Raw genomic sequence first — 23,945 nt, forward strand, 5'->3', positions numbered from 1 at the left:
AGCCCGGATCGTTTCCGAAAAGGCGAAATCATTCAGGGGGATGGCATGTCCCAGAAGACAGACGTTCTGATCAGCGATGGCGCGGGCGACGACAAAATCGTACCGCCGGTACAGTTTTTCCATGCGCAGACTGAGGCCCGCGCATCGAGCAAGGGCGAAGCGACCCGCGAGCGGATCCTCGAAGTCGCGCAGATCTCCGTGCTTTCCAAGGGTTTCGGCGCCACCTCGATCGAAGAGGTGATTGCCGAGGCAGGCATCACCAAGAGCGGGTTCTTCTACCATTTCCGCGACAAGAACGAGCTCGCGCATGAAATGCTGCGCCGCTACGTCGCCGAGAACGACCGTATCTTCGACGACATTTTCGGCCGCGGACGTGAACTGGCGGACGATCCGCTGCAGGCCTTTCTCATCAGCCTGAAACTTTTGTCCGAACTGGCGCGTGACCTGCCGGGCATCCATCCCGGCTGCGTCATCGCCTCGATCTGCTATCAGGAGAGACTGTTCGACCGCGAGGTTCATGCGCTCAACGCCAGCTCGGTCTCGTCGTGGAACGAGCGCTTCCTCGGCTATCTGGAGGAAATCTCCGCCACTTACCCGCCGCAGGAGCCGGTCAACCTCCGGGATCTCGCCACCATGCTGTCATGCACATTCGACGGTGCCATCATCATGTCCAAGGTGCTGAACGACTCGACGCAACTGGAGCGGCAGGTCCTGACCTACCGCTCCTATATCAAGCTTCTCTTTGGTCAGCCGACACACGACCGCGCGGCATGAATGCTGCCTATTGGCACGAGCAGAAATCGCCCCGCTAAAGGCCGACGGCCCGGAGGAGTGCCACGCAGGTCACCCCGAGGCCGACGGCGGCCAGCATCGGCAGCCGGAAGGCGGCCAGCGCGGTAACGAGGCATGCGATCGTCTCGGCAATGCCGGTAGCCAATGCCGTGGGCGCGACGACCGCCATCAGCACGGCTGGCGGAATGGCCTCGATTGCCGCACGGAGCGGACCTTCAAGCGAGACGTGACGAAGCAGGAACAGCCCGCTCAGCCGGGTGAGCATGGTCGCGGCTGCCATTGCCAGGATGGCGAGAAAGCTTGAGAGTTCGACGGTCATTGTTCGACGCACCCCTCTTTGCGCCCGGCGGCAACGAGAGCGGTGACGAGCCCGGCAAGCGCTCCGGCGGCGATATACCAGACGCCCGGAACGAAATGCTGCACGAAGACCGCGGCCGCAGCACTAGCGATCAGGATTGCACCGGTATCAGCCCCTTTCCAGAATCCCATGACCAGCACGATGAAGACGGCCGGAAAGGCGAAGTCCAGGCCGATCACCGCCGGATCGCCAAGCAAGGCGCCGAGCATCGCCCCGGCCAGGCTGGACAGCACCCAGGCGAGATAGAACGGTGCCGCAAGCCCGAAGAACCAGAAGGGTGTCAGCCTTGCGACACGGGCCCGAAATTCGGCCATCGCCCAGATCTCGTCTGCCAGAAAGAGCATCGAGACGGCACGGGCGCGAGGCGAGAATGCCTGCATCCGTGCAGCCAGTGACGCACTCATCAGCACGTGACGTATATTGACCAGCAGCGCCGCCAGGCCGAGGCTCGCCCAGGCGGCGGGATGGGTCCAGATATCCATCGCCACGAATTGCGAGCCGCCGGCAAAGACCAGCGCGCTCATCAATCCGGCCTCAGTGGTCGAAAGTCCCTTGGTGGCCGCGACCGTCCCGAAGACGAGACCGATCGGGATGACGGCGGCGATAAGCGGCGCGATGGATCGCATGCCGCCAAGCATTTCCTGAAGACGATTGGTTTCGGTCACGTAGAACAAGGCTCCCATTGCGCCGGCCGTGATAGCTGCGCCGGCCAGCTAGGTCTTGAACGAAAGTGATCGGTAGCAGGAAAGAAGAAACGCGCCTAACGCCCGAGGGGGCCGTCAGCGGGCGCGGTATTGGCCCGGGGTCAGGCCGGTACGCGCCTTGAAATGGCGGGTGAAATGCGCCTGGTCGGCAAAGCCGCATTCGAATGCGATCGCCGCCGGCTGACCGCCCTCGCGCAGACTGCGACGCGCCTGGCGGATGCGCAGATCCGTCAGGAAGGAATGGGGCGTTATATGGAATTCACGTCGGAAGGCGCGGATGAGATGGGCTCGGCTGAGACCGGCAACCGCCGCCAGTTCTTCCAGCCCGATATCCGAGGCATAATGCTCGACCAGATAGTCGCGGGCGCGGGAAACGGCGCTCTTCTCGGCCGTATCCGTCGGCACGATGATCGCGCTGCCGTGGCGGTAGAACAGCGCACCGAGCACCTGGAACATCGCCTGGCTGGTTTCCAGGGCGCCTACACCGGCCTCCAGCGTCAGATGCGCCTGGTGAAAGGCCGCAGAAAGCGTTTCGTCGCGCAGCACCTGCCGACCGAAGGCAGGCGTGCCATGGACCGGCTTGCCGGTCGCATCCTCGAGGATTTCGCGAAGCAGTGACAGGTCCGGATAGATCATCCGGTAGCGGTATCCGCCATTGCGGGGTGCGCCATCGTGGATCACGCCGGGGTTCATCAGGTAGATGTCGCCGGGTCCGGCAGCTCCCCGCTCACCGCGGATCGTCACGAGTTGCGTGCCCTTCTCGATCGTCCCGATGCCGAACGTGTCGTGCGCGTGAGGCGCGAACTCGTGAGTTAGGAATGTTGCGGCAAGGCATTCCATTCCGCCGAAACGGCTATCGCGCCAGAAGCGGGTGTTTTCCGCTTCCGCCAGAGGCATGTACTCCGTCGCCCGTTCCTGCGAGATATTGTCCATCGCGATTGCCTAGCATTTTTCGCCGGGCGGTTCTTGAATAAAAGTGACGGCCTGTAGCGGGCCGGTCAGGCGATCCTGCGGGCTGCGACGCGTCCCATCGGATGCAGCGAATGGACCTGGAAAGGCGCGCCCGGCTCTTCCTCGACGAACAGTGCGAGATTGGCGATATCCACCGGCTTCATCAGATAGGGCGCGAAATATTCCTTCAGGGCCAGTTCAAAGTGCCGGATGTCGCTCGGCGCCAGCGGGCCTGTGAGCGACATATGGAAGCGGAACTCGTCCATCACGTAAGGATGGCCCCAGCGATAAAGATTGGTGAACTGCGACGCCGAAAGATCATTGGTGTCGCTGCGCTCGATCTCGGCCTCCGAGATCGGTGCACGGAAGGCGTCGAACTCCTGCACGACGGCGCAGGCGAAGTGCCGCATGTGCTCGCATGGCCTTTCCGGCATGAGGCCGAAAAAACTGCCGAGACGGCCGATTTCCAGCAATGGAAGCTGGAAGGGTTCGTGGGCACCGGCAAAACGCATCAGGTGGCGCAGCAGCATCGACTCGCTGATTTCAGGCGCGAGACGAAAAGGCGCCTTCAGCGTTGCGTGGAAGCCGCTGCGGCGCGGGATTGCGGTGTTGAAGGCGATATCGTGAAGGCCGATGCCGCGCACGGCGGGCGGCTCGATCATGTCGCCGGAGAATGCATTGCGTCCGAGCCATTGCGACGCGGCAAGCGTCAACGGATCATGAGCCGGCGGCGTGAAATAGATTGCATAGCGCATGCGTCACCTTCTCGTGCATCCCTGTCAACGCCCTGTTTGATTACGCATTTGCTTAATCAGCCCCTGATGAGCCAACTAAGTGATTTGCGTGACAGATTAACGACGGAAGCGGTGGCAAATTCGCGTTTAACGAGCAGTCAGGGAAAGATGGCTTTCGAGCGTAAATGACGGAGGAATCCGCATCTCGCGGCCCAGAATGCCGGCAAGCGCCGCATCCGCAAGTTGATGAGCCACGCCGAAACTCACCTTGAAGCCGCCCGTGAGCGCGATCACTTGGCGGTGATCCGGATGGGGGCCGACCATCGGGTCGCGGCCGATCGCCTTCGGGCGCAGTCCCGCCCAGCGCTCGACCAGTCGCGCGTTCCTCAAGGAGGGCACGAGCACCCGTGCCCGGTCGAGGAGATCATCGAGCTTTGCATCTGTGGAGAAAGGCCCATCAAAGCTCTCCTCGCTGGTGCTGCCGATGGCCACATGGCCGTCCTCGTGGGGAACGACATAGAGGCCGTTGAGGAAGACCAGCGGCCATTCGGCATCGATATCCGCCTTCAAAAGCGCCGCCTGCCCCTTCACCGGCTGGCCGATCGGCTGAGACAGGAGCGGTGAAACGGCCTCGAGAAGCGGGAACGAGTGATGGCCGGCCGCGACGATGCAGTGGCCGAAGGCGATGGATGAGCCGTCTGCGAAAAGCACACGGCGAGCCTCAGCGTCGATGCGCGCCGCTTCGAGCCCCTCCACGACGGTGACGTGCCGGGCGTTTGCAAGGTTAGCGGCGAGCGCCGCGATCAGCCTGCGCGGCGAGACCCTGGCGGCGAATGTGTCATGCACGATGCCCGCCTCGGCGAAGGCAGCGTCAGGCCAGCCCTTCTGCGGCACCTCGTCCAGGACCTGCCAGCGGAACCGGCCATCGCCGCCCTGCCAGTTGGCTTCGGCATCCTGCGAATGGCGCAGCGCGATATCTCTCAGATGCGGCTTTGGCAGCGGGATCAGTCGGCCGGAGCGGCGGTAGCCGCAGGACAGCCCCGTCTCCGCCTCGATCCACCGCACCTCGTCTTCGAGAGCAAGAAGCGCATCGAACTGGAATTGCTTCTTCTCGTTCCATTTGTCCGGCGTGTGAGACATCAATGCGCCGAGCAGGCCGCCGCTTGCCCCCTGCCCCAGCCGACCGGCATCGACGAGCAAGGTGCGGATGCCGAGGCGTCCCGCCTTTACAGCCGCCCAGAGCCCCATGATGCCGCCGCCGAGGATGACGAGATCGGCAGAGGCCGGCAGATCGCGCGGGCTGCCAGATTGACCATCGTGGCCGGCCGGATTATCCGCTTGTCCCATGAGCACGCACGATCCCGAATTTGATACACGACAAGGCCATCAGCCCGAGACGCAGACGCTGGACTGGCATGACGGCGATATGCCGTATTCGCACGAATTTGGCGATCACTTTTATTGCCGCACCGACGGCCGGCTGGAATGCGGCCATGTGTTTCTCGCCGGCAACGGGCTGCCGGAGCGCTGGCAGACAATGTCTCCGGATGGAGACGGCCTTCGCATCGGCGAACTCGGTTTCGGCACGGGTCTCAATTTTTGCGAGACCTGGCGGCAATGGACGCTTGCCCGCAAGCCGGGGACGCACCTGCATTTCACCTCCTTCGAACTCTACCCGATGAAGAGCGACGAGATCGATCGGGCGCTTGCCCGCTGGCCGGAGATCGATGCCGAGCGCAAGGCGCTGGTCGCGGCCTGGCCGGAAAGCCCGGAAGGGCATGTGACAATCAACGTGGATGAGCAGACACGACTGACCGTTGTCTGTGGCCCAGCGCTCGAAGGCGTCACGGCGGCGGAAGCGGATTTCGATGCCTGGTTCCTCGACGGCTTCGCCCCGTCCCGCAATCCCGGCATGTGGTCGCCCGAACTGATGCAGGCACTGTTCGACAGGACGAAACCCGGCGGCACCTTCGGCACCTATGCAGCGGCAGGCTTCGTGCGCCGTAATCTTGCCGGCGCAGGCTTTGCCGTCGAGCGCCGGCCGGGCTTCGCCGGCAAGCGCGAAATGCTGTGCGGTGTGAAAGCGGAACGGTCGACGTCTGCGTAACTACCTGAAGCGCGCGGGCATCACCGACCGGTGACGCCCGTCGGTCGATTATCGCGACTTCGAGGTCATGCGGGCGCCGCCGATCCACGTCCTGACCTTGTCCTCCAGCGCCTCCGGGCTGATCGGCTTGGACAGGTAATCGTCCATGCCGGCCTGGAAGCAGAGTTCGCGGTCACTTTCCAGCGCATGCGCGGTGACGCCGATGATCGGCGTATGGGTGCCGGTCTTCTGCTCCAGCTCGCGGATGCGCCGTGTTGCCTGATGGCCGTTCATGATCGGCATGGAGACGTCCATGATGATGACCGCCGGATCGTTGGCCTGCCAGGCCTCGACCGCCTCGGCACCATTCCTGACGATCTGGAACAGCCAGCCGGTGGTCTGCAGGATCTGGGTGAAGACGATCTGGTTGACCTCGTTGTCTTCCGCGACAAGCACGTCGAGCGATGGCGTGGCCTGCACCGGAGCGGTAGACGGCGCCGATGTCACCGGGGCGGGACCCGATACTGCCGACCCCGGATCACTGGCGATTGCGGCCTCCATCCGCCGCTTGCTGCGGACCGCGCGAACCACGTCGATCACCGTGCTGCGCAACAGGTTTGCGCGTGCCGGCTTCATCAGATGCGCATGGATCTGCAGCTCGGCGAACATGCTTTCGTCGCTCGCCATGTCCATCGAGGTGAGGAAGATGACACCGGTTCCGTCGAAGCGCTGGTCGCGGCGAAGCGCCTTGGCGAAGTCGAGACCGTTCATCTGCGGCATGTGATAGTCGAGCACGATGGCGTCGACGGTAATGCCGATCCGCACCGCCTCGCTCAGAACCGCAAGCCCCTCGTGGCCGCTTTCCGCTGCAACCGTATCGAAGCCCCACATGCTCAGCTGTTCGGTGAGGATGCGTCGGTTGACGACGTTGTCGTCGACGATCAGCACCCGCGCACCGCAGGTATTGATCGGCAGCGTCGTTTCCTGCTTGCGCTCGGCGACGATCGGGAACGGCAGGCTGACGGTGAAGACCGAGCCGCGGCCGACTTCGCTCGTCACGCCGACCGAACCGCCGAACAGATCGACGAGGCCGGACGTGATCGCAAGACCGAGACCTGTACCCTCATGACGGCGGGTCGAGGACGTGTCGACCTGTGAAAATTTCTCGAACACGGTCTTCAGCTTCTCGTCGGGAATGCCGAGCCCGGTATCCTCGATGCGGATGGTCAGCGTCAGATCGCTGGCGCCGACCGGCTCCGATTTCAGGTCGATGAAGACATGCCCCTTTTCGGTGAACTTGACCGCATTGCCGACGAGGTTGGTGACGATCTGGCGGAAGCGGCCGGCATCGCCGAGCACGGTTTCGCGGACGGCCGCATCGCCGCGCACGATCAGTTCGATATCCTTGTCGGCGGCAGCCGATGACAGCAGCGTCGCAACGTCCTCGATCGCCTCGACCGGATCGAAGGGCGCACGGCGCAGCTTCATCTGGCCCGCATCGATCTTGGAGAAGTCGAGGATGTCGTTGATGATCGTCAGAAGCGCGTTGCCGGATTTGACGATGATGTCGATGAAAGTCTTCTGGCGGGTATCGAGATTGGACTTCGCCAACAGTTCCGCCATCCCGAGGACGCCGTTCATCGGCGTGCGGATCTCGTGGCTCATATTGGCGAGGAATTCCGACTTCGCCCGGTCGGCGGCCTCGGCGCGCTGCAAAAGACGCGTCAGCTCCTCCTCGCGGGTCTTCGCCTCGGTGACGTCGGTGAAGACCGCAAGCCAGTGGTCGCTGCTCGTCTGCCGCGCCTCGACCTGAACCCACTTGCGATTCTCGATCTTGAACGATGCGTAGAACGGTATGCCGCTGTCGAAATTGGCTTCCAGCGACCGGAGCGTCGCCATCGCCTCCTGATGCGAGCCGAAATCACCGCGACGGACGGCGTGGCGGAAGATCTCGCTCCACTGGGCGCCGGGCGCGGTCATCTCGGCCGGAATTTCCAGCATGGCCGGCAGCGCATCGTTGGAAAGCTCGACCTCGCCCTCGTGCAGGATGAGAAGGCCCTGCGACATGGCGCTCGTCGCGTCTCGCATGAGCGCGCCGTGACGTTCCAGCGCTGCCCGCGCTTCCTGGATTTCCGCGTCGCGACGGCGCATGGCGGTCACGTCTGTATGGCTCAAGAGAAGCTTGCCGTCGGTCAGGCGCGTGCCGGAGATCAGCAGCTGCCGGCCGAGCCGGGTGCGCACCTCAATCGGAATGCCGCCGGTGTCGTCGGCGAGTGCGGCGATGCGCGCCTCGTAGACCGCGTCCAGGCCCCGTGCGGTACCTTCATAGATGCCGTCTTCATAGTTGACTTCAAGGAATTCGCGATAGGATCGGCCCGGCAATTCGAAGGGCCGGTCGGTATCCCAGAACTCGTAGAAGGACGGGCTCGCATATTCGAAGATGAACTGCTCGTTGAGGATGCCGATGCCGACGGGAACGGAATCGAGGATGGTCTGCAGGTCCTTGCTGACCTTCTCCGCCTTGGCCTGCGCCTCCTTGATCAGCGACACGTCGGTGCGCGAGCAGACGAGATAGCTGCTGCCGTCCTCGGTCTGGATCGACCGCAGCCGCGTCAGGACCGGAATGACCGATCCATCCGGAAAGGTCATGTCCTCCGACTTGTCGATATTCTCGCCGGCCAGAACACGGGCGTTCTCGTCCCAGAACCGCTCGGCGGCCCAGGGGAACATTTCCGCTTCCGTCTTGCCGAGATAACGCTCGCGCACATCGCCCAGCATCTGCTCGTAGGCGTGGTTGGCATAGGTCAGTTCGTGCCGGTCATTGCGCACGAAGACCGGCGCCGGCAGGTCTTCCAAAATGGCGCGGAACAATTCCGTCTCGGCCACCTGGCCGCGAAGCACCGTTTCCTGTTCCTTGAAGTCGGTCACGTCCTGGCGGATAGCGATGAGGACGCCATTTTCCAGCCGCTTGTTGACGGTCCGCATCCAGCGGCCGTCGGCCAGCTGATTGATGTTCTCCCAATAGGGCTGGCGGAACGGCTGCATCCGATGCGCGATCCAGTCCTCCCTGCCTTCATCGACCTCAGTCACGTCACGCGGCACGATCTGCCGGCGGCGGTCGAAGGCGTATCCGAGGATTTCCGTCAGCGTGATGCCGGGCGCGATGTCGATATCCAGCGAGCTGAAATAGTTGACGAGCTGCGAATTGCAGTAGAGCAGCGTATCGTCGCGGTCATAGATGCCGATGCCCATTTCGAGCATGTCGAGCGCATCGTCGAGCAGACTGTTGTTGAGGATCGAGCCTCTGGCTGTCGGAAGCGGTATGATCTGCGCGGCAGCGGCGGGAGCCGGCTGTGCAGCCAGCATTTCCTCGATCGTCCCGAACAGGTAGGTATGGTCGTTCTCGGTCAGGAAGCGCTCGACATGGACCTCATAGCGCAGCGTGCCCTCGCCGTCATGCAGATGGGCGACCTCGTCGCTGCCGAAGACGATGGCGCGGCTTTCCTTTTCCTTGCGTTCGCCGGTATCGATCATGCCGGGCAGATCGCGGCTCGCACCATCGACGAAATCTGCGTCCGGCAGGCCGAAAAGTGCCGTGTAGGCAGCGTTTACCGCCACGTAGCGCAGCGCGCTGTCCTTGATGTAGGCCGGTTGCGGCAGATCCTGGATCCGCGCACAGGCTTTGTCGAGCAAGTCGCTGTGCATATCCACGCGCTGCCGTCCCTTTTTATGTTCCCGGGAAATTGGCCGATTCTTGTGGCCCTGTGAGCGACGATAACACCATAGCGAGTGTTAACAACGCCTTTTTACCGGCGCTGGTTGCTCGCATTTTTACTTAGTGCGCAAGCTTTTTGTCCGCATCGCAAGCTCGCATCTCCAGTCGATGTTCTGGAAGAGCCGGTCGGTGGTCGCAAATGACGTGGGCGGGCCGCCGGAGAATTTGCCACATTTGGCCAAACGCGGCGCGGACGGGACAGCCATGAGCGAGATTACGACACAGGCGGCAGGTGACAGCGAAACTTCTTCTGCCGGCGGCGAAAGGCGCAGACGCAGTGGCGGCCGCGGCGCAGAGCGTGTTCGCACCGGATCGGCGACCGCCAAATACCGCAACCTCGTCAACGGGATTGCCAAGACGGAGATCCTCTCGCCGGAAGCGCTGGAAGACATCCACAATGCGTCGCTGACCGTGCTCGAGGAAGTCGGCATGGACGTCATCCTGCCGGAGGCGCGCGAGCGGATGAAGGCCGCAGGCGCCGACGTGACGCCGGGCTCCGAGCGAGTGCGCTTCGACCGCGCCATGATCGAGGACCTGATCGCGTCGGCCCCGTCCACCTTCACCATGCATGCCCGCAATCCGGCCCGCAACGTCAAGATCGGCGGCAGCAACCTCGTCTTCGCACAGGTTGCGAGCGCGCCCTTCGTCGCCGATCGCGAAGGCGGCCGTCGCGCGGGCAACCAGGATGATTTCCGCAAGCTGATCAAGCTCGCCCAGCATTACGACATCATCCACACGACCGGCGGCTATCCGGTCGAGCCGGTCGACATCCACGCCTCGGTACGCCACCTCGATTGTCTCTCCGATCTGGTGAAGCTGACCGACAAGGTGTTCCACTGCTATTCGCTGGGGCGCGAGCGCAATCTTGACGCTCTGGAGATCGCCCGCATCGGCCGCGGCATCTCGGCCGAGCAGATGGAGCTGGAGCCGTCGCTCTTCACGGTGATCAACTCTTCCTCCCCGCTTCGCCTCGACGGGCCGATGCTGCAGGGCATCATAGAGATGTCGTCGCGCAACCAGGTCGTGATCATGACGCCGTTCACGCTGGCGGGCGCCATGGCGCCGGTGACGATTGCCGGCGCGCTGGTGCAGCAGAATGCCGAGGCGCTGTGTGGCATCGCCTTTACCCAGATGGTGCGCAAGGGCGCGCCGGTCATGTATGGCGGCTTCACCTCCAACGTCGACATGAAGACCGGAGCACCCGCTTTCGGCACGCCGGAATATATGAAGGCGGTGATGGCCGGCGGCCAGCTCGCCCGCCGCTACGGCATTCCCTACCGCACCTCCAATACCAATGCCGCCAATACGCTCGATGCTCAGGCCGCGTATGAGAGTGCCATGTCGCTCTGGGCGCTGACGCAAGGGGGCGGCAATTTCATCCTCCATTCGGCCGGCTGGACCGAGGGCGGGCTGACGGCCTCGTTCGAAAAGTTCATCCTCGACGTCGACATGCTGCAGATGGTGGCGGAGTTCCTCACGCCGCTCGATGTCAGCACCGATGCGCTGGCGCTCGACGCAGTGCGCGACGTCGGCCCCGGCGGCCATTATTTCGGCACGGCGCACACGCTGGCGCGCTACGAAAACGCCTTCTATTCCCCGATTCTGTCCGACTGGCGCAATTTCGAGACCTGGACGGAAGCCGGCCGGCCGACGACCTACGACCACGCCAACCGGATCTACAAGGAAGCGCTCGCCGCCTACCAGCAGCCGGCACTCGACCAGGCGGTGGAAGAGGAAGTCGACGCCTTCGTGGCGAAGCGCAAGGCCGAAGGCGGCGTACCGACGGATTTCTAATCCGCCGCCGATTCGACGCCAATTTGTCGCAATCCCGCCACGAAGCGCGGCAGAAGTTGTGCCCCGTCCGCGAAAAACAACCACTAGACGATCGAGTGTGAACAGCTGTTCAGACTACTTCTGGTTTTCGTCCATCAAACCGCCGAGATTGAAAGTCAGTTTATGAGCGTACCCTTGAATAGCAGAGGGAAAGGAAAACGCTCATGTCGTTCATGAAGAAAACAGTTTCCGCAGGCCTCGTTGCCGTTTCCGTCGCAGCCGCACTCGCAGCGACCGCGCCGTCCGCCGAAGCCCGCGACCGTCACCACCATCGCGGTGACGACGTGCTTCTCGGCGCAGCAGCAGGGATCGCCGGCGGCCTCATCGGCGGCGCGATCGTTTCCGGTTCGCAGCGCCCGGTCTATGTCGAGCCGGAATACGACTATGCTCCGCCTCCGCCGCCACCGCAGGTCGTCTATCGCCGGGCCTATTACGAGCCGGCACCGCCTCCGCCGCGCTGCCACTTCGAGTGGGTCGAAAACGAGTATGGCGAAGCCTACCGCGCCCGGGTCTGCTACTAGGACCTGAGACGGGAATTGCCGAAAGCGGCGGTGGAGACACCGCCGCTTTTGTTTGTCGATCAATCGTCGTCGCCGTCGATCCAGACCTGCTCGCCGGACTGCGGGTTGAAATGGATCTCCATCTTGCGGCCGTCCTTGTTGCGGGCCGAGACTTCGTAGCAACCATCGTCGATATCGATGTCGCGGATTTCGAGATTGAGCGGCGCGATCCTGTTGCGCAGGTCCGCTTCGCTCATCCAGTCGGCAACCGGAACATTGCCGCAGCGGCGGCGATCGTCGTCATCCGCATGAGCGACGGAGGCAAAGCCGATTGCAGCGAGGGAGGCGGTAGCGAGGGTGATGCTTTTCATGACAGGTTCCTTTCGAACAATCTTTTCGGTCCGGCCGGGACACCATTGCCTGACCGATGGACAGACCTTACGAAAGTCGCGCTGAGCGATAGCTGACACGCCATGTCAGCTAAATTTCAGCTTGGCCTTGCTAGAAGGTAGGCATGCTGAACCGTCTCATTCCCCTTGCGCTCCTCTCCGCGATCCTGGCCGCCGCGCCACAGGCACACGCCGACGACGACCATCTCGACCGGCTGCGCGATGCCGTGAGCCGCGGTGAGGTCATGCCGCTTTCGAAATTGCAGGACGAAGTGCGCCGCGCCTTTCCGGGCGAGATCATCAAGGTCGAGCTGGACGAGGATGACGATCGCTTCATCTACGAGTTCAAGGTGCTGAAGGCCAATGGCCGGCTGGTCGAGATCGAGATGGATGCCAAGGACGGCCGCGTTCTCGATGTCGATACCGACGATGACGACGACTGACCGCCATGCGTATCCTTTTCATTGAAGACGACCCGCTGATTGCCCGCGACGTCAGCCGCCATCTTGAACATGCCGGTTACCTCGTCGAGCACGAGCGCGATGGCGAAAGCGGCTGGTTCCGTGGCGACAGCGAGGAATTCGCCGCCGTCATCCTCGATCTCGGCCTGCCCGAGCTCGACGGTCTCTCCGTGCTGAAACGCTGGCGGTCGGCGGAACGCGAACTGCCCGTGCTGATCCTGACCGCCCGCGGCAACTGGGAAGAGCGCGTTGAGGGCATAGATGCGGGAGCCGATGACTATCTCGCCAAGCCCTTCCAGATGCCGGAACTGCTCGCGCGCCTGCGGGCGATCATCCGCCGCTCGCAGGGCAAGGCGGCGCCTGTCATGCAGGCGGGAAGGCTGAAGCTTGATCCACGCACCAAGCACGCCAGCATCGATGGCCTGCCGGTGGAACTGACCCCGCTCGAATACCGCTGCCTGCATTACCTGATGGCCAACGGCGAGCGGCATGTCTCGCAGATGGAGCTGACCGAACAGCTCTATGCCCAGGATTTCGAACGCGAGAGCAATTCGGTGGAGGTTCTGGTCGGACGATTGCGCAAGAAATTCGGCAAGGAAATCATCGCCACCCGCCGTGGCTACGGCTACCGGATCGGTTCGGCATGAGCGAGATACGCAAGGACGGGCAGCCCGCCAAGGACGGACGATCCGCGAGACGCCCCCTCTCGATCCGCGCCCGTTTCCTCATCGTCTCTCTCGTCGCCGTGCCCTCGGCGCTGGCGCTCGCGGCCCTCTTCATGGTCTCGGTATTCTCAGCCAATCTGGAGCGACGGCTCGATGCGGAGCTTACCGGCCATATCAACAATATCGCCGCCTCACTGCGCTTTGCCGCCGACGGCAGCCCCGAACGCCCGGCGGGCTTCTTCGACAAGCGCTTCGAGGATGCCTATGGCGGCCTCTACTGGCAGATCGGCGATGACACGGCGCCTGCCCGCCTTCGTTCGCAGTCGTTGTGGGATTACACGCTCCCCTCGCCGCAAGACCTGCTGGCGGACGGCGCGGTCCATCGCTACGACATTCCCGGTCCCGACGGCGCGACACTGACGGCCCAGCAGCGGCAGATCATGGTGCCGACACCGGCGGGTCTGAAGGCGCTGCGGATCACCGTCGCCGCCGACCGCAAGCCGCTGGAAGATGCAGGCTACCGCTTCGCCGTCGACATCCTGCCCTACCTCGCAGGCCTCGCCATCTTCCTGATAGGCGCGTCGCTGATCCAGGTCGTGTTCGGCCTGAGGCCGCTTGCGGCGCTGACGAGCGGCCTCGACTGTATCCGCGAACGCCGCGGCGGCCGGCTGGACGGCGTGCTGCCCAAGGAATTCGAGCCGGTGGAACACTCGGTCAATCGGCTTCTGGACGCCCAGTCCCAGGCGATCGCCAAGGCCCGCGCCCGCGCCGGCGACCTTGCCCACGGGCTGAAGACACCGCTGACCGTGCTGTCTAACGACGCGCTGACGTTGCGCCAGCGCGGCGAGATCGACATGGCCGACGAGATCGACCGGCTGGTGGCGCTGATGCGCGGCCATGTGGAGGCGGAACTCGCCAGAAGCCGCATCGTCGCCAATGCCGAACTGCGCCAGTCCGATGCCGACATGGAAAAGATCATCGGCCAGATCATCCGCACTCTGAGACGCACGCCGGAGGGCGAAGCGCTGATCTGGCAGTTCGATCTCGGCGAACCGGCAGAAGTCCCGCTCGATCCCCACGACCTGCGCGAACTTGTCGGCAATATCGTCGAGAACGCGGTGAAATGGGCGAGGAACGAGGTCTCGATCACCTGGAAGGACCGCCGCCTGACGATCGCCGACGACGGCCCCGGCGTCGCGCCCGAGAAAATCCGCAGCATGACCGGGCGTGGCGTCAAGCTCGACGAACAGGTGCCCGGCACCGGCCTGGGCCTGTCGATCGTACAGGAAATCTGCACGGTCTACGACCTGACGCTGTCGATCGAGAACAGGCAAGGTTCAGGGCTACAGGTTTCGATCTGGTTCTGAGATCACGTTCAATGGAACGGCCGGACCTCGACCGGGGCGCGGCAGGCAATCACCGCCTTTCGCCCCCATTCGACCGCCTCGTCTTCGCTGGCAACGTCGAGCACCCAGAAGCCGCCGACATGCTCGCTGGTCTTCAGATATGGGCCTTCCGCGATGGTGACCTCGCCATCGCCCTTTCGCTGTAGCGACCTTGCTTCGCTGGCATGCTTCAATCCACCGACGAAGACCCGCACGCCGGCAGCGACCATCTCCTCGTTGAGCACGTCGATGTCGTAATGCATCGCCTCGTCCTCTTCGGCAAAAGGATCGTAGTCGTCCGGATGATGAATGGCGACGAGATATTGCATGATGATGTCTCCTCCCTTTGCGTCGATGGCCGGTCGATCGGCTTTTGACACTAGGACGTGTGAGCAGGCACGCATCCGACAAGGGCCATCTGCTATCCCGATTGCGATAATCGCAACGAAGTCGACATTGGTGCGTTTGCCGACAGCCCCGATGTTCGACAGGCCCGACTTTCGACAGGATAGGAAATTGTCCATCACGATCGACGAACGCAGCCACCGCCGGCGATCTTTCATCGCCGACACGCTGGCGTTGATCCTGTTCTTCACCACGACAGGCGCCATAAACGAGCGCTTCATCGCGGGCATGACCTGGGAAGAGGTTCTTCATGCCCGGCTCCTCGGTGCCGTGCTGATGGTGCCGGTCGCGCGTCCCTATGGTCTGTGGCGGGACTGGATCATGGGTCGCGCCGGGACCGGCCGCGTCTCGCAGATCTTCTGGGACAGCTTCGCCCTGATGACCTTCCAGGTTCCCATCTATGCCGCGATCATCGCGTTCAGCGGCGCATCAGGCAGCGGCCTCATCATCGGGATCGCCGGTGCTGCCGTGATGATGCTCGTCCTCGGCCGGCCCTACGGGGCCTTTCTCAACCTGGTGCGGCGCCTGTTCCGCCTGCCGCCGGGTGGCGAAAAGCCGATGTCGCTCAACGTCTGATGCGTAAATCGTCTGAGAACGGCTGTGGGAAACCCGTTCGACCCCGATGACAGCGCGTTCCTGCGCCAGTATCGAAGCTCTGATCGACCGGGCGAGATCGCCGTCTGACGGCGGCCGGTCACGAGAAACAGCGAAAAGCCCCTACCCTTCGATCCTTTTATCGGGAACAGTCCTCACGGTCGCCGGGTGCGGCCGGATGATATGAGGGTATCGATGAGCGAGACAGGTGGTTATTTCCCGCGTTGGCGGCTGAAGACGGAAGGGCAGATCATGCCCGACGAACGGCTGCCGATGGGGCAGACGGTCGTGCTCGGCCTGCAGCATGTCGTGGCCATGTTCGGCGCCACGGTGCTCGCCCCGATCCTGATGGGCTTCGACCCCAACGTCTCGATCCTGTTTTCCGGCCTTTCGACGCTGATCTTCTTCGTGGCCGTCGGCGGCCGCGTGCCGAGCTATCTCGGCTCTTCCTTCGCTTTCATCGGTCCGGTTCTCGTCGCCACGGCGGCAACGGCGGGCGCGCCCAATCCGAATATCGCGCTGGCACTCGGCGGCATCATTGTGGCCGGCGCGCTCTACACACTGATCGGCTTCATCGTCATGGGCGTTGGCCATCGCTGGATCGAGCGGCTGATGCCACCGGTCCTGACCGGCGCGATCGTTGCCGCCATCGGCCTCGTGCTCGCCCCTATCGCGATTTCCAGCGCCTCGGGCACCGGCCCGACAAGCCCGGACGGCGACCAGTTCTCCCGCTGGATCGCCATGCTGACCTTCGTCGCCGTCGGCGCGGTCGCCGTCTATGCGCCCGGCATGACCCGCCGCCTGCCGATCCTGATCGGCGGCGCACTCGCCTATATCGCTTACATGACCTTCGCCAACGGCTTCGCCTTCGGCCCGGCGATCGACTTTTCCGGCGTTGCCGCCGCGCCGTGGTTCGGCATGCCCAAGTTCACCGCACCGGTCTTCTCGGTCTCGGCCATCACGCTCATTGCCCCGGTCGTCGTCATCCTGGTTGCCGAGAACCTCGGACACATCAAGGCGATCGGCGCCATGACCGGCCGCAATCTCGATCCCTATCTCGGCCGCGCCTTCATCGGCGACGGTATCGCCACCATGGTCTCCGGCGCCTTCGGCGGCACCGGCATGACCACCTATGCGGAAAACATGGGCGTCATGGCGGTTACCCGCATCTTCTCGACGCTCGTCTTCCTCGTCTCGGCCGCCATCGCCATCCTGCTCGGCTTCTCGCCGAAATTCGGCGCGCTGATCCAGACCATTCCGGGTCCCGTCCTCGGCGGTCTTTCGATCGTCGTCTTCGGCCTGATCGCCGCCACCGCCGGCCGCATCTGGGTCGAGAACAAGGTGGACTTCTCCGAGCCGCGCAACCTGATCACAGTCGGCGTGGCGCTGGTGCTGGGCGCCGGCAACTTCAAACTCGAGGTGGCCGGCTTCACGCTGGACGGCATCGGCACGGCGACGATCGGCTCCATCCTGCTCTACCACGCACTCGGTTGGGGCAAACGCCCCGCGACGAAAAGCATCGACGCCTGAGACCTGACAGGCAAGCGGGCCGGATTTCCGGCCCGCTTGCCGACACGCTTTTGAAACATCCTTGACTTTTGCCCACAAATCCACCAAATGCAGGCCAGCTTTCACCTTCCGGCCGCCGCGTGAGCTGGCCCTGCGACGAAAATGTTCGCAAAGAAGGAACAAGGCGCACTGATAGATCGCCCTGACACTCAGGGTTTAAGCGCTGGGAAGCAATTTCCAACACACAAGTTCCCAAATCACGCGGGGTTCTTGACGCCAGAAACAGCCCACATGGCATGGTGCCATGCAGGCATGTAGGTTTTTGGCGCCCCGAAAGGTATTCGCTTTGACGAATTTTGAATCTCTTGGTGTTTCCAAGCAGATCGTCGCCACGCTGACCGCGCTTGGCATTGAAACGCCCACGCCGATCCAGGCGCAGGCTATCCCCCTCCTCCTCGAAGGCCGCGACCTGATCGGCCTCGCCCAGACCGGCACCGGCAAGACCGCTGCGTTCGGCCTGCCGCTGATCGAGCGCCTGCTCGCCGAAAACATCCGCCCCGACAACCGCACCACCCGTTCGCTGATCCTTGCGCCAACGCGCGAGCTGGTGAACCAGATCGCCGCCAACCTGAAGACCTTCGTCAAGGGCAAGCCGCTCAAGATCAACCTCGTCGTCGGCGGCGTGTCGATCAACAAGCAGCAGCTGCAGCTTGAAAAGGGCACCGACATCCTGGTCGCCACCCCTGGCCGCCTGCTCGATCTCGTTGCCCGTCGCGCCATCGGCCTGACGACGGTACGCTTCCTCGTTCTCGATGAAGCCGACCAGATGCTCGACCTCGGCTTCGTGCATGACCTGCGCAAGATCGCGAAAATGGTGCCGAAGAAGCGCCAGACCATGCTGTTCTCGGCCACCATGCCGAAGGCGATCGCCGATCTCGCGGCCGACTTCCTCACCGACCCGGTAAAGGTCGAGGTAACGCCTCCGGGCAAGGCTGCCGACAAGGTCGAACAGTATGTCCACTTCGTCGCCGGCAAGGGCGACAAGACGGAAATCCTGCGCAAGTCGCTGCTCGAAAATCCGGATGGCCGCTCCATCGTCTTCATGCGCACCAAGCACACTGCCGAGAAGCTGATGAAGCATCTCGACAATATCGGCTTCTCGGTCGCCTCCATCCACGGCAACAAGAGCCAGGGCCAGCGCGAACGCGCGCTCAAGGGCTTCCGTGACGGCGAGATCAAGACGCTGATCGCGACCGACGTCGCCGCCCGCGGTATCGACATCCCGGCCGTCAGCCACGTCTACAACTACGACCTGCCGGAAGTGCCGGACGCATACGTTCACCGTATCGGCCGCACCGCCCGCGCCGGCCGCGACGGTATCGCCATCGCATTCTGCGCACCCGACGAAACGCTGCTTTTGCGCGATATCGAAAAGCTGATGGGCATCGAGCTCAAGGCCGCCTCGGGCGAGCGCCCCGAAGCCCTCAACCGTCCTGTTCGTGGCAACGGCAACAACAATAGCCGCGGCGGCAACAAGGCCCGTGGCAATGGTGGCGGTCGCGGCAATGGCGGTGGCAACGGCGAAGCCCGTGGCCCGCGTCGTGAGCGTCCGGCCCGCAAGCCGTTCTTTGCAGCCGAGGGCGCCGAAGGCGTTTCTGCGGAGCGTGGCGAACGCCAGGAGCCTCGCGGCGAACGCCGTGGCGGCAACAATCGCCCGCAGCGCGATAACCGTCGCAACGACGAGTTCCGCGGCCAGCGCCGCGGCGAGGAAGCACCGCGCGCAGCAGTCGACAACGACCTGGCAGTGAAGTCCGACTTCCGCCCGGCCAGGAAGGAAGGCGGCGAAGGCCGTCCGCAGCGCAGCGACAACCGCAAGAGCGTCGCCGGACACCAGGGCAGCGGCCACCAGAACAATGGCCAGAAGCGTGATCACGCCGCCCACGGTGCCCATGAGCCGGCCAAGCAGCGCCAGACGCATCAGGGCGCAGGCAATGCCGGCGCCAACGCCCGCCCCGCCCATCAGGCCCAGGGCGAGGCCCGCGGTGAAGCCCGTGGCCAGGGCCGTGGCCCCGTTCGCTTCGGCGGCAACGACAACGGCGGCGGCGGTCATCAGGGCCGCAAGCGCCGCCCGGCATAATTGCCGCCATTCGGCATGATGAAATGCGAACGGCCGGGCTCACGCCCGGCCGTTTCTTTTTGCATTCACTGCACGGGCAGGCACACAGGCCCGGCCGGCATCAGAACCTCAAGACGCCAGCGCCAGTCCCTTGATCGCGGTTTTCGGCTGATAGATCGTATTCTTGCCATAACCGCGATGTTCAGGGCCGAGCTTGGACGCGTCCGACCCCGGTTCGCGCTGCCACTTGCGGCGGTTTAGCTTGAAGCGCTTGACGAGATGTTCGAGTTCCCCGGCACCTTCGGCCAGCGCCTCTGACGTCGCGCTCATGCTGCCGACCATGGCCGCGTTCTGCTGCGTCATCTGGTCGAGCGAACCGATTGCCGAGTTGATTTCCGAAAGGCTGGTTGCCTGTTCCGCGGAGCCAGTGGCGATGGCCTCGACATTCGTCTCGATGGACTGGACGAAGTCCTGGATCTTCTTCAGCGCATCCCCCGTCTGGCCGACTAGCCTGACACCTTCGGTGACCTCGGTGGACGAGTTCTTGATGAGACCCGAGATTTCCTTGGCCGCGGTAGCGGAACGCTGGGCGAGCTCGCGGACTTCCTGGGCGACCACGGCAAAACCCTTGCCGGCCTCACCGGCGCGAGCTGCCTCGACGCCTGCATTCAGCGCCAGGAGGTTGGTCTGGAAGGCGATCTCGTCGATGACGCCGATGATTTTGGAAATCTCGCGGGACGCATTTTCGATACGGGCCATCGCGTCGACCGTCGAACTGACGACTTCGACGGAATCGACGGCGGCGATGCGCGCCTCCTGCACCAGCTTGCGGGCCTCCGCGGTTCGTCCGGCCGATTCACGGACCGTCACGGTGATCTGTTCAAGCGCGGCCGAGGTTTCCTCGAGGGCTGCGGCCTGCTGCTCCGAGCGGCTGGCGATACCGCCCGCGCTCTCGCGCATCTCGCCGCTCTTGGTCGACAGCATCGCCGTCTCGGCGAGCACCTGTTCCAGCGTTTCCTGGAACTTGGCGAGCGACTGGTTGAAGTCATGCCGCAGATGTTCGAATTCCGGCACGAAGGGATCGTCGATCGTGATGCGGATGTTGCACTCGGCCAACCGCTCGAGACCGGCGCCGACTTCCTGCAGTGCCCGTACGCGGCCGGAGACATCGGTCGCGAATTTCACCACCTTGATGACCTTGCCCTCATCGTTGAGAATCGGGTTGTAGGTTGCCTGGATAAAGATCGCGCTGCCATCCTTGGCGATACGCTTGAACTCGTCGGCATAGAACTCGCCGCCGGCAAGACGCGGCCAGAAACCGGCATATTCCTTAGAGGCGACATAATCCGCCTCGCAGAACATGCTGTGATGGCGACCCTTGATCTCGTCGAGGCTGTAGCCGAGCGCCGCGCAGAAGTTCTCGTTGGCGGTCAGCACCGTGCCATCCGGCTCGAATTCGATGACGGCCTGCGCGCGCGACAGGGCCGAGATCTTGCCCTTGCTGTCGAGGCTTTCCAGCTTGGCAGCCGTGATGTCGGTCGCGATCTTCACAACCTTCACGACCTTCCCGCCGCGAACGACGGGGTTATAGGAAGCCTGGATCCAGATTTCTTCGCCGCTCTTGGTCAGGCGCCGGAACTGGCGCTGCTCGAACCGGCCGGATGCGAGCCCCGTCCAGAAGGACTTGTATTCGGCCGTCGCGGCATCGGCGGGATGCATGAAAATGCGGTGGTGCTTGCCGACGATCTCTTCCCGCGTGTAGCCGACGGCCGCGCAGAAATTCTCGTTGGCATCGAGCACCGTGCCGTCGGGCGTAAAGGAGATGATCGCCTGCGAGCGACCGAAGGCTTCGAGAATCGCTGAGGATTCATTTCCGAGAAATGTAGAAAGCGGCATATCCGGCCCTTCAGCAAACAAATTGATTATTATCAATATTGTGCTGCAGGCCCTGCTAAAATTGAGTTAATACTGAAGCAATAATAGAATTACACCCAATAGATGCGTGAATAGAAATAATAAAAACCGGAAATTGCGCATCACCGAAACAGAAGTTCGTGGATTTCATTTGCGGGCGCGACACAATACCTGATCATGACTTGGGTTTTCGATTGACCATCATGACGCCCAGCACGACGATGACCGTGCCGACGATCATCGGCCATGTCAGCGCCTCGCCGAAAAGGACGGCGGCTTCGATCGCCACCATTGGCGGCATCAGGTAGATCAACGAGGCAGCGCGCGACACCTGCCCGCGCCCGATTAGATAGAGCAAAAGCAGAACCGCTCCCATCGAGATGCCGATCACCGACCAGGCCATGGCAGCGATTGCCTGATAGGTCCAGTCGAAACGCATCTGTTCCGTCAGCATCGCGATCGGCAGCGTGACGATGAAGGCGCCGACGAATTGCAGCGTTGCCGTGGTCCAGAGATCGCCATTCTGCAGGTAGCGCTTCTGGTAGAGCGTGCCGTAGGTGACCGAACTCATCGCCACGAGATTGATGATCAGTGGAATGCCGAGCCCCGTCAACCCCGACGAAAGGCTCGCGATCAGCTGCGGCGAGATCGCAAGGAGGATGCCGGCAAAACCGAGAAACAGACCAACACGCTGCCGGCCGGCAAGACGTTCGCCGAGCAGGAACGGCGCGGCCAGGGCCGTCAGCAGCGGCTGCAACCCGGCGATGATGCCCGACAGCCCAGACGGCACGCCTTGCCCGATCGCATACCAGACACCGGCAAGATAAAGCCCGTGCAGTAAGACGCCGGACAGCATGGCGCGGCCGGCCTGCGCAAGGCTTTCCGGCCAGCGCGCCCGGATGACGAGACAGACACTCACAAATGCGCAGGCAGCCAGCGCATGGCGCGCGGCCAGGAACGTCACCGGGTCGGCATGCATGGCAGCATATTTTGCGACGATCCAGCCGGTGGACCAGAGGAAGACGAAGATCGCCGGGGCAAGGCGGTCGAGCATGGGAGATTCCCGTGACAGAGGTGAAGCCCCAATAAGCGCCGCCCTCGCCACGGTCAAAGCAGAAATGCTGACGGCTATTTCAAGCCCGGCTGATCACACACTGAGCAGTTGGCGTTTTTGCGGGCAAGGTATTGTTTTACTGAACACAAGCGCAACCTAATCCATGCGCCGAAAACGTCGTTTTGGGGCCGGCGCGGCTTTCTTTTGGAACCTCAAGACCGCTCGCGATTTTGTCTTCGCCGATCGCGCATGGTTCTTGCATTGCCCTCTGCGTTGTATTCTTATGGCCAAAAAAGGGGATCGTTTCTTTGGCATTTGATGAAATGTTAACTGCGGAGAACCTTCCGCGCCCACCATACCAAAACTATCACGACTGGTACGCGGCCCAGGATACCGCGCATCTGATCCGCAAGACCCAGGACGCGGAAAACATCTTCCGCAAGACCGGCATCACCTTCGCCGTCTACGGTCATGCGGACAGTTCAGAGAAACTGATCCCCTTCGACATCATTCCGCGCATCATCTCCGCCCGCGAATGGCGCAAGCTCGCCCAGGGCATCGAACAGCGGGTGCTGGCGCTCAACGCCTTCCTTGATGACATCTACCACAAGCAGGAAATCATCAAGGCCGGCCGCATTCCCCGCGAACTGATCGAGAAGAATGTCGCCTTCCTGCCCGAGATGATCGGCTTCAAGCCGCCGGGCGGCGTCTACACCCATATCGTCGGCACCGATATCGTGCGCACCGGCGAGGACCAGTTCTACGTTCTGGAAGACAATGCCCGCACGCCCTCCGGCGTCTCCTACATGCTGGAGAACCGCGAGACGATGATGCAGATGTTCCCCGAACTGTTCACGCTGAACAAGGTGCAGCGGGTGGAAGACTATCCGCGTCTCCTGCGCCAGTCGCTTTCGGCCGTCGCCCCTCCCGGCTGCAAGGGCAAGCCCCGCGTCGCGGTTCTGACGCCCGGGATCTACAATTCCGCCTATTACGAACACTCCTTCCTCGCCGACCAGATGGGCGTCGAACTGGTTGAAGGCTCCGACCTGCGCGTCATAGACGGCAAGGTGCAGATGCGCACCACCCGCGGCTACGAGGCGATCGATGTTCTCTATCGTCGCGTCGATGACGACTTCCTTGATCCCCTGACCTTCCGGGCTGATTCCGCGCTCGGCATTCCCGGCATCATGGATGTCTACCGCGCCGGCAACATCACCATCGCCAACGCCCCCGGCACCGGTATTTCCGACGACAAGGCGATCTATTCCTACATGCCGGAAATCGTCGAATTCTATACCGGCCGCAAGGCGCTGCTCGAAAACGTGCCGACCTGGCGCTGTTCGGAGCCGGACAGCCTGAAATACGTGCTGGAGAACATCGCCGACCTCGTCGTCAAGGAAGTCCATGGCTCCGGCGGCTACGGCATGCTGGTCGGCCCGACCGCGACGAAGAAGGAGCGCGCCGACTTCGCCGAAAAACTGGCGGCCAAGCCGGGCAATTACATCGCCCAGCCGACGCTGGCGCTCTCCACCGTACCGATCTTCGTCAACAAGGGCGTCGCCCCCCGCCACGTCGATCTGCGCCCCTACGTCCTGGTCTCCGACAAGGTGAAGATCATCCCCGGCGGCTTGACCCGCGTGGCCCTGAAACAGGGGTCTCTGGTGGTCAATTCCAGCCAGGGTGGCGGCACCAAGGACACCTGGGTTCTGGAAGATTGAGG

At 63.0% G+C, this 23,945-nt stretch carries 21 protein-coding genes; 11 read left to right on the forward strand and 10 right to left on the reverse strand.

Features of this window, described 5'->3' with window-relative positions; all coding sequences use genetic code 11:
• Positions 1-45: 45 nt before the first annotated feature.
• Positions 46-774: a TetR/AcrR family transcriptional regulator gene (locus BM216_RS19880; protein ID WP_093000941.1), complete on the forward strand. Its 729-nt coding sequence runs from the start codon at positions 46-48 to the stop codon at positions 772-774.
• Between the two features lie 34 nt (positions 775-808).
• Here the strand turns inward: BM216_RS19880 and BM216_RS19885 are convergent, their stop codons facing one another.
• The 5 genes from BM216_RS19885 to BM216_RS19905 all read right to left on the reverse strand — a co-directional run bounded on the left by BM216_RS19885 (position 809) and on the right by BM216_RS19905 (position 4,886).
• Positions 809-1,111: an AzlD family protein gene (locus tag BM216_RS19885; RefSeq protein ID WP_093000942.1), complete on the reverse strand. Its 303-nt coding sequence runs from the start codon at positions 1,109-1,111 to the stop codon at positions 809-811.
• Positions 1,108-1,788 (reverse strand): AzlC family ABC transporter permease, encoded by a 681-nt coding sequence (locus tag BM216_RS19890; RefSeq protein WP_244530244.1) that lies wholly within the window; start codon positions 1,786-1,788, stop codon positions 1,108-1,110. The genes BM216_RS19885 and BM216_RS19890 overlap by 4 nt, the downstream gene beginning before the upstream one ends.
• 141 nt (positions 1,789-1,929) lie before the next feature.
• Entirely contained in the window at positions 1,930-2,787 is an 858-nt protein-coding gene (locus tag BM216_RS19895) for an AraC family transcriptional regulator (protein WP_093000944.1), read from the reverse strand.
• Positions 2,788-2,852: 65 nt separating this feature from the next.
• The gene (locus tag BM216_RS19900) at positions 2,853-3,560 is read right to left on the reverse strand and encodes a DUF1045 domain-containing protein (protein WP_093000945.1); all 708 of its coding nucleotides are present in this window, start codon (positions 3,558-3,560) and stop codon (positions 2,853-2,855) included.
• A gap of 126 nt (positions 3,561-3,686) precedes the next feature.
• A complete protein-coding gene (locus BM216_RS19905) occupies positions 3,687-4,886 on the reverse strand; it encodes an NAD(P)/FAD-dependent oxidoreductase (RefSeq protein WP_093000946.1) in 1,200 nt (399 codons plus the stop codon).
• On the opposite strand from BM216_RS19905, the gene mnmD reads away from it, so the two are divergent.
• The gene (mnmD, locus tag BM216_RS19910) at positions 4,885-5,646 is read left to right on the forward strand and encodes a tRNA (5-methylaminomethyl-2-thiouridine)(34)-methyltransferase MnmC2 (protein WP_093000947.1); all 762 of its coding nucleotides are present in this window, start codon (positions 4,885-4,887) and stop codon (positions 5,644-5,646) included. The two genes, BM216_RS19905 and mnmD, sit on opposite strands and share 2 nt — an antisense overlap.
• A 48-nt stretch (positions 5,647-5,694) precedes the next feature.
• Here mnmD and BM216_RS19915 read toward each other — a convergent pair whose 3' ends face one another.
• Complete coding sequence (locus tag BM216_RS19915) at positions 5,695-9,330, reverse strand: response regulator (RefSeq protein ID WP_177230850.1); 3,636 nt, start codon at positions 9,328-9,330, stop codon at positions 5,695-5,697.
• A 274-nt stretch (positions 9,331-9,604) separates the two neighbouring features.
• On the opposite strand from BM216_RS19915, the gene BM216_RS19920 reads away from it, so the two are divergent.
• Positions 9,605-11,194 (forward strand): trimethylamine methyltransferase family protein, encoded by a 1,590-nt coding sequence (locus BM216_RS19920; RefSeq protein ID WP_093001014.1) that lies wholly within the window; start codon positions 9,605-9,607, stop codon positions 11,192-11,194.
• Positions 11,195-11,397: 203 nt separating this feature from the next.
• Positions 11,398-11,754 carry a hypothetical protein gene (locus BM216_RS19925; RefSeq protein WP_244530238.1) on the forward strand — a complete coding sequence of 119 codons (357 nt, stop codon included), beginning with the start codon at positions 11,398-11,400 and terminating at the stop codon, positions 11,752-11,754.
• 59 nt (positions 11,755-11,813) lie between these two features.
• Here the strand turns inward: BM216_RS19925 and BM216_RS19930 are convergent, their stop codons facing one another.
• A complete protein-coding gene (locus BM216_RS19930) occupies positions 11,814-12,104 on the reverse strand; it encodes a PepSY domain-containing protein (RefSeq protein WP_093000949.1) in 291 nt (96 codons plus the stop codon).
• 143 nt (positions 12,105-12,247) lie between these two features.
• Here BM216_RS19930 and BM216_RS19935 point away from each other — a divergent pair, with 143 nt between their 5' ends.
• The 3 genes from BM216_RS19935 to BM216_RS19945 are packed head-to-tail and all read left to right on the forward strand — an operon-like array spanning position 12,248 to position 14,615.
• Positions 12,248-12,565 carry a PepSY domain-containing protein gene (locus BM216_RS19935; protein WP_093000950.1) on the forward strand — a complete coding sequence of 106 codons (318 nt, stop codon included), beginning with the start codon at positions 12,248-12,250 and terminating at the stop codon, positions 12,563-12,565.
• Between the two features lie 5 nt (positions 12,566-12,570).
• Positions 12,571-13,230, forward strand: coding sequence for a response regulator transcription factor (locus BM216_RS19940; RefSeq protein WP_093000951.1), 660 nt, complete (start codon positions 12,571-12,573; stop codon positions 13,228-13,230).
• On the forward strand, positions 13,227-14,615 hold the full coding sequence (locus BM216_RS19945; RefSeq protein WP_093000952.1) for a sensor histidine kinase: 1,389 nt from the start codon (positions 13,227-13,229) through the stop codon (positions 14,613-14,615). Before BM216_RS19940 ends, BM216_RS19945 begins: the two co-directional genes overlap by 4 nt.
• Positions 14,616-14,623: 8 nt before the next feature.
• On the opposite strand, the gene BM216_RS19950 is transcribed toward BM216_RS19945, so the two are convergent.
• Positions 14,624-14,962 (reverse strand): YciI family protein, encoded by a 339-nt coding sequence (locus BM216_RS19950; RefSeq protein WP_244530239.1) that lies wholly within the window; start codon positions 14,960-14,962, stop codon positions 14,624-14,626.
• A gap of 187 nt (positions 14,963-15,149) precedes the next feature.
• Between BM216_RS19950 and alaE the strand changes: the two genes are divergently transcribed.
• From alaE to BM216_RS19965, 3 genes are all read left to right on the forward strand, one after another.
• Positions 15,150-15,614, forward strand: a complete 465-nt coding sequence (alaE, locus tag BM216_RS19955; RefSeq protein ID WP_244530240.1) for an L-alanine exporter AlaE — start codon at positions 15,150-15,152, stop codon at positions 15,612-15,614.
• Positions 15,615-15,827: 213 nt separating this feature from the next.
• A complete protein-coding gene (locus BM216_RS19960) occupies positions 15,828-17,162 on the forward strand; it encodes a solute carrier family 23 protein (RefSeq protein ID WP_093000954.1) in 1,335 nt (444 codons plus the stop codon).
• 325 nt (positions 17,163-17,487) lie between these two features.
• A complete protein-coding gene (locus tag BM216_RS19965) occupies positions 17,488-19,278 on the forward strand; it encodes a DEAD/DEAH box helicase (protein WP_177230845.1) in 1,791 nt (596 codons plus the stop codon).
• Between the two features lie 108 nt (positions 19,279-19,386).
• Here the strand turns inward: BM216_RS19965 and BM216_RS19970 are convergent, their stop codons facing one another.
• Together BM216_RS19970 and BM216_RS19975 are read right to left on the reverse strand one after the other, a co-directional pair.
• Positions 19,387-21,153, reverse strand: a complete 1,767-nt coding sequence (locus tag BM216_RS19970; protein WP_093000956.1) for a methyl-accepting chemotaxis protein — start codon at positions 21,151-21,153, stop codon at positions 19,387-19,389.
• Between the two features lie 193 nt (positions 21,154-21,346).
• Positions 21,347-22,225 (reverse strand): DMT family transporter, encoded by an 879-nt coding sequence (locus BM216_RS19975; RefSeq protein WP_093000957.1) that lies wholly within the window; start codon positions 22,223-22,225, stop codon positions 21,347-21,349.
• Positions 22,226-22,533: 308 nt separating this feature from the next.
• On the opposite strand from BM216_RS19975, the gene BM216_RS19980 reads away from it, so the two are divergent.
• On the forward strand, positions 22,534-23,943 hold the full coding sequence (locus BM216_RS19980; RefSeq protein ID WP_177230846.1) for a circularly permuted type 2 ATP-grasp protein: 1,410 nt from the start codon (positions 22,534-22,536) through the stop codon (positions 23,941-23,943).
• Positions 23,944-23,945 lie beyond the last annotated feature (2 nt).

The sequence above is a fragment of the Rhizobium sp. NFR07 genome (assembly GCF_900111905.1).
Lineage (GTDB): Bacteria > Pseudomonadota > Alphaproteobacteria > Rhizobiales > Rhizobiaceae > Neorhizobium.

Excerpts from the sequence above, each read along its gene's own strand:
- BM216_RS19880 (WP_093000941.1), top strand. The coding sequence starts at position 46 with ATGTCCCAGAAGACAGACGTTCTGATCAGCGATGGCGCGGGCGACGAC.
- BM216_RS19885 (WP_093000942.1), bottom strand. The coding sequence starts at position 1,111 with ATGACCGTCGAACTCTCAAGCTTTCTCGCCATCCTGGCAATGGCAGCC.
- BM216_RS19890 (WP_244530244.1), bottom strand. The coding sequence starts at position 1,788 with ATGCTTGGCGGCATGCGATCCATCGCGCCGCTTATCGCCGCCGTCATC.
- BM216_RS19895 (WP_093000944.1), bottom strand. The coding sequence starts at position 2,787 with ATGGACAATATCTCGCAGGAACGGGCGACGGAGTACATGCCTCTGGCG.
- BM216_RS19900 (WP_093000945.1), bottom strand. The coding sequence starts at position 3,560 with ATGCGCTATGCAATCTATTTCACGCCGCCGGCTCATGATCCGTTGACG.
- mnmD (WP_093000947.1), top strand. The coding sequence starts at position 4,885 with ATGAGCACGCACGATCCCGAATTTGATACACGACAAGGCCATCAGCCC.
- BM216_RS19905 (WP_093000946.1), bottom strand. The coding sequence starts at position 4,886 with ATGGGACAAGCGGATAATCCGGCCGGCCACGATGGTCAATCTGGCAGC.
- BM216_RS19915 (WP_177230850.1), bottom strand. The coding sequence starts at position 9,330 with ATGCACAGCGACTTGCTCGACAAAGCCTGTGCGCGGATCCAGGATCTG.
- BM216_RS19920 (WP_093001014.1), top strand. The coding sequence starts at position 9,605 with ATGAGCGAGATTACGACACAGGCGGCAGGTGACAGCGAAACTTCTTCT.
- BM216_RS19925 (WP_244530238.1), top strand. The coding sequence starts at position 11,398 with ATGTCGTTCATGAAGAAAACAGTTTCCGCAGGCCTCGTTGCCGTTTCC.
- BM216_RS19930 (WP_093000949.1), bottom strand. The coding sequence starts at position 12,104 with ATGAAAAGCATCACCCTCGCTACCGCCTCCCTCGCTGCAATCGGCTTT.
- BM216_RS19935 (WP_093000950.1), top strand. The coding sequence starts at position 12,248 with ATGCTGAACCGTCTCATTCCCCTTGCGCTCCTCTCCGCGATCCTGGCC.
- BM216_RS19940 (WP_093000951.1), top strand. The coding sequence starts at position 12,571 with ATGCGTATCCTTTTCATTGAAGACGACCCGCTGATTGCCCGCGACGTC.
- BM216_RS19945 (WP_093000952.1), top strand. The coding sequence starts at position 13,227 with ATGAGCGAGATACGCAAGGACGGGCAGCCCGCCAAGGACGGACGATCC.
- BM216_RS19950 (WP_244530239.1), bottom strand. The coding sequence starts at position 14,962 with ATGCAATATCTCGTCGCCATTCATCATCCGGACGACTACGATCCTTTT.
- BM216_RS19960 (WP_093000954.1), top strand. The coding sequence starts at position 15,828 with ATGAGCGAGACAGGTGGTTATTTCCCGCGTTGGCGGCTGAAGACGGAA.
- BM216_RS19970 (WP_093000956.1), bottom strand. The coding sequence starts at position 21,153 with ATGCCGCTTTCTACATTTCTCGGAAATGAATCCTCAGCGATTCTCGAA.
- BM216_RS19975 (WP_093000957.1), bottom strand. The coding sequence starts at position 22,225 with ATGCTCGACCGCCTTGCCCCGGCGATCTTCGTCTTCCTCTGGTCCACC.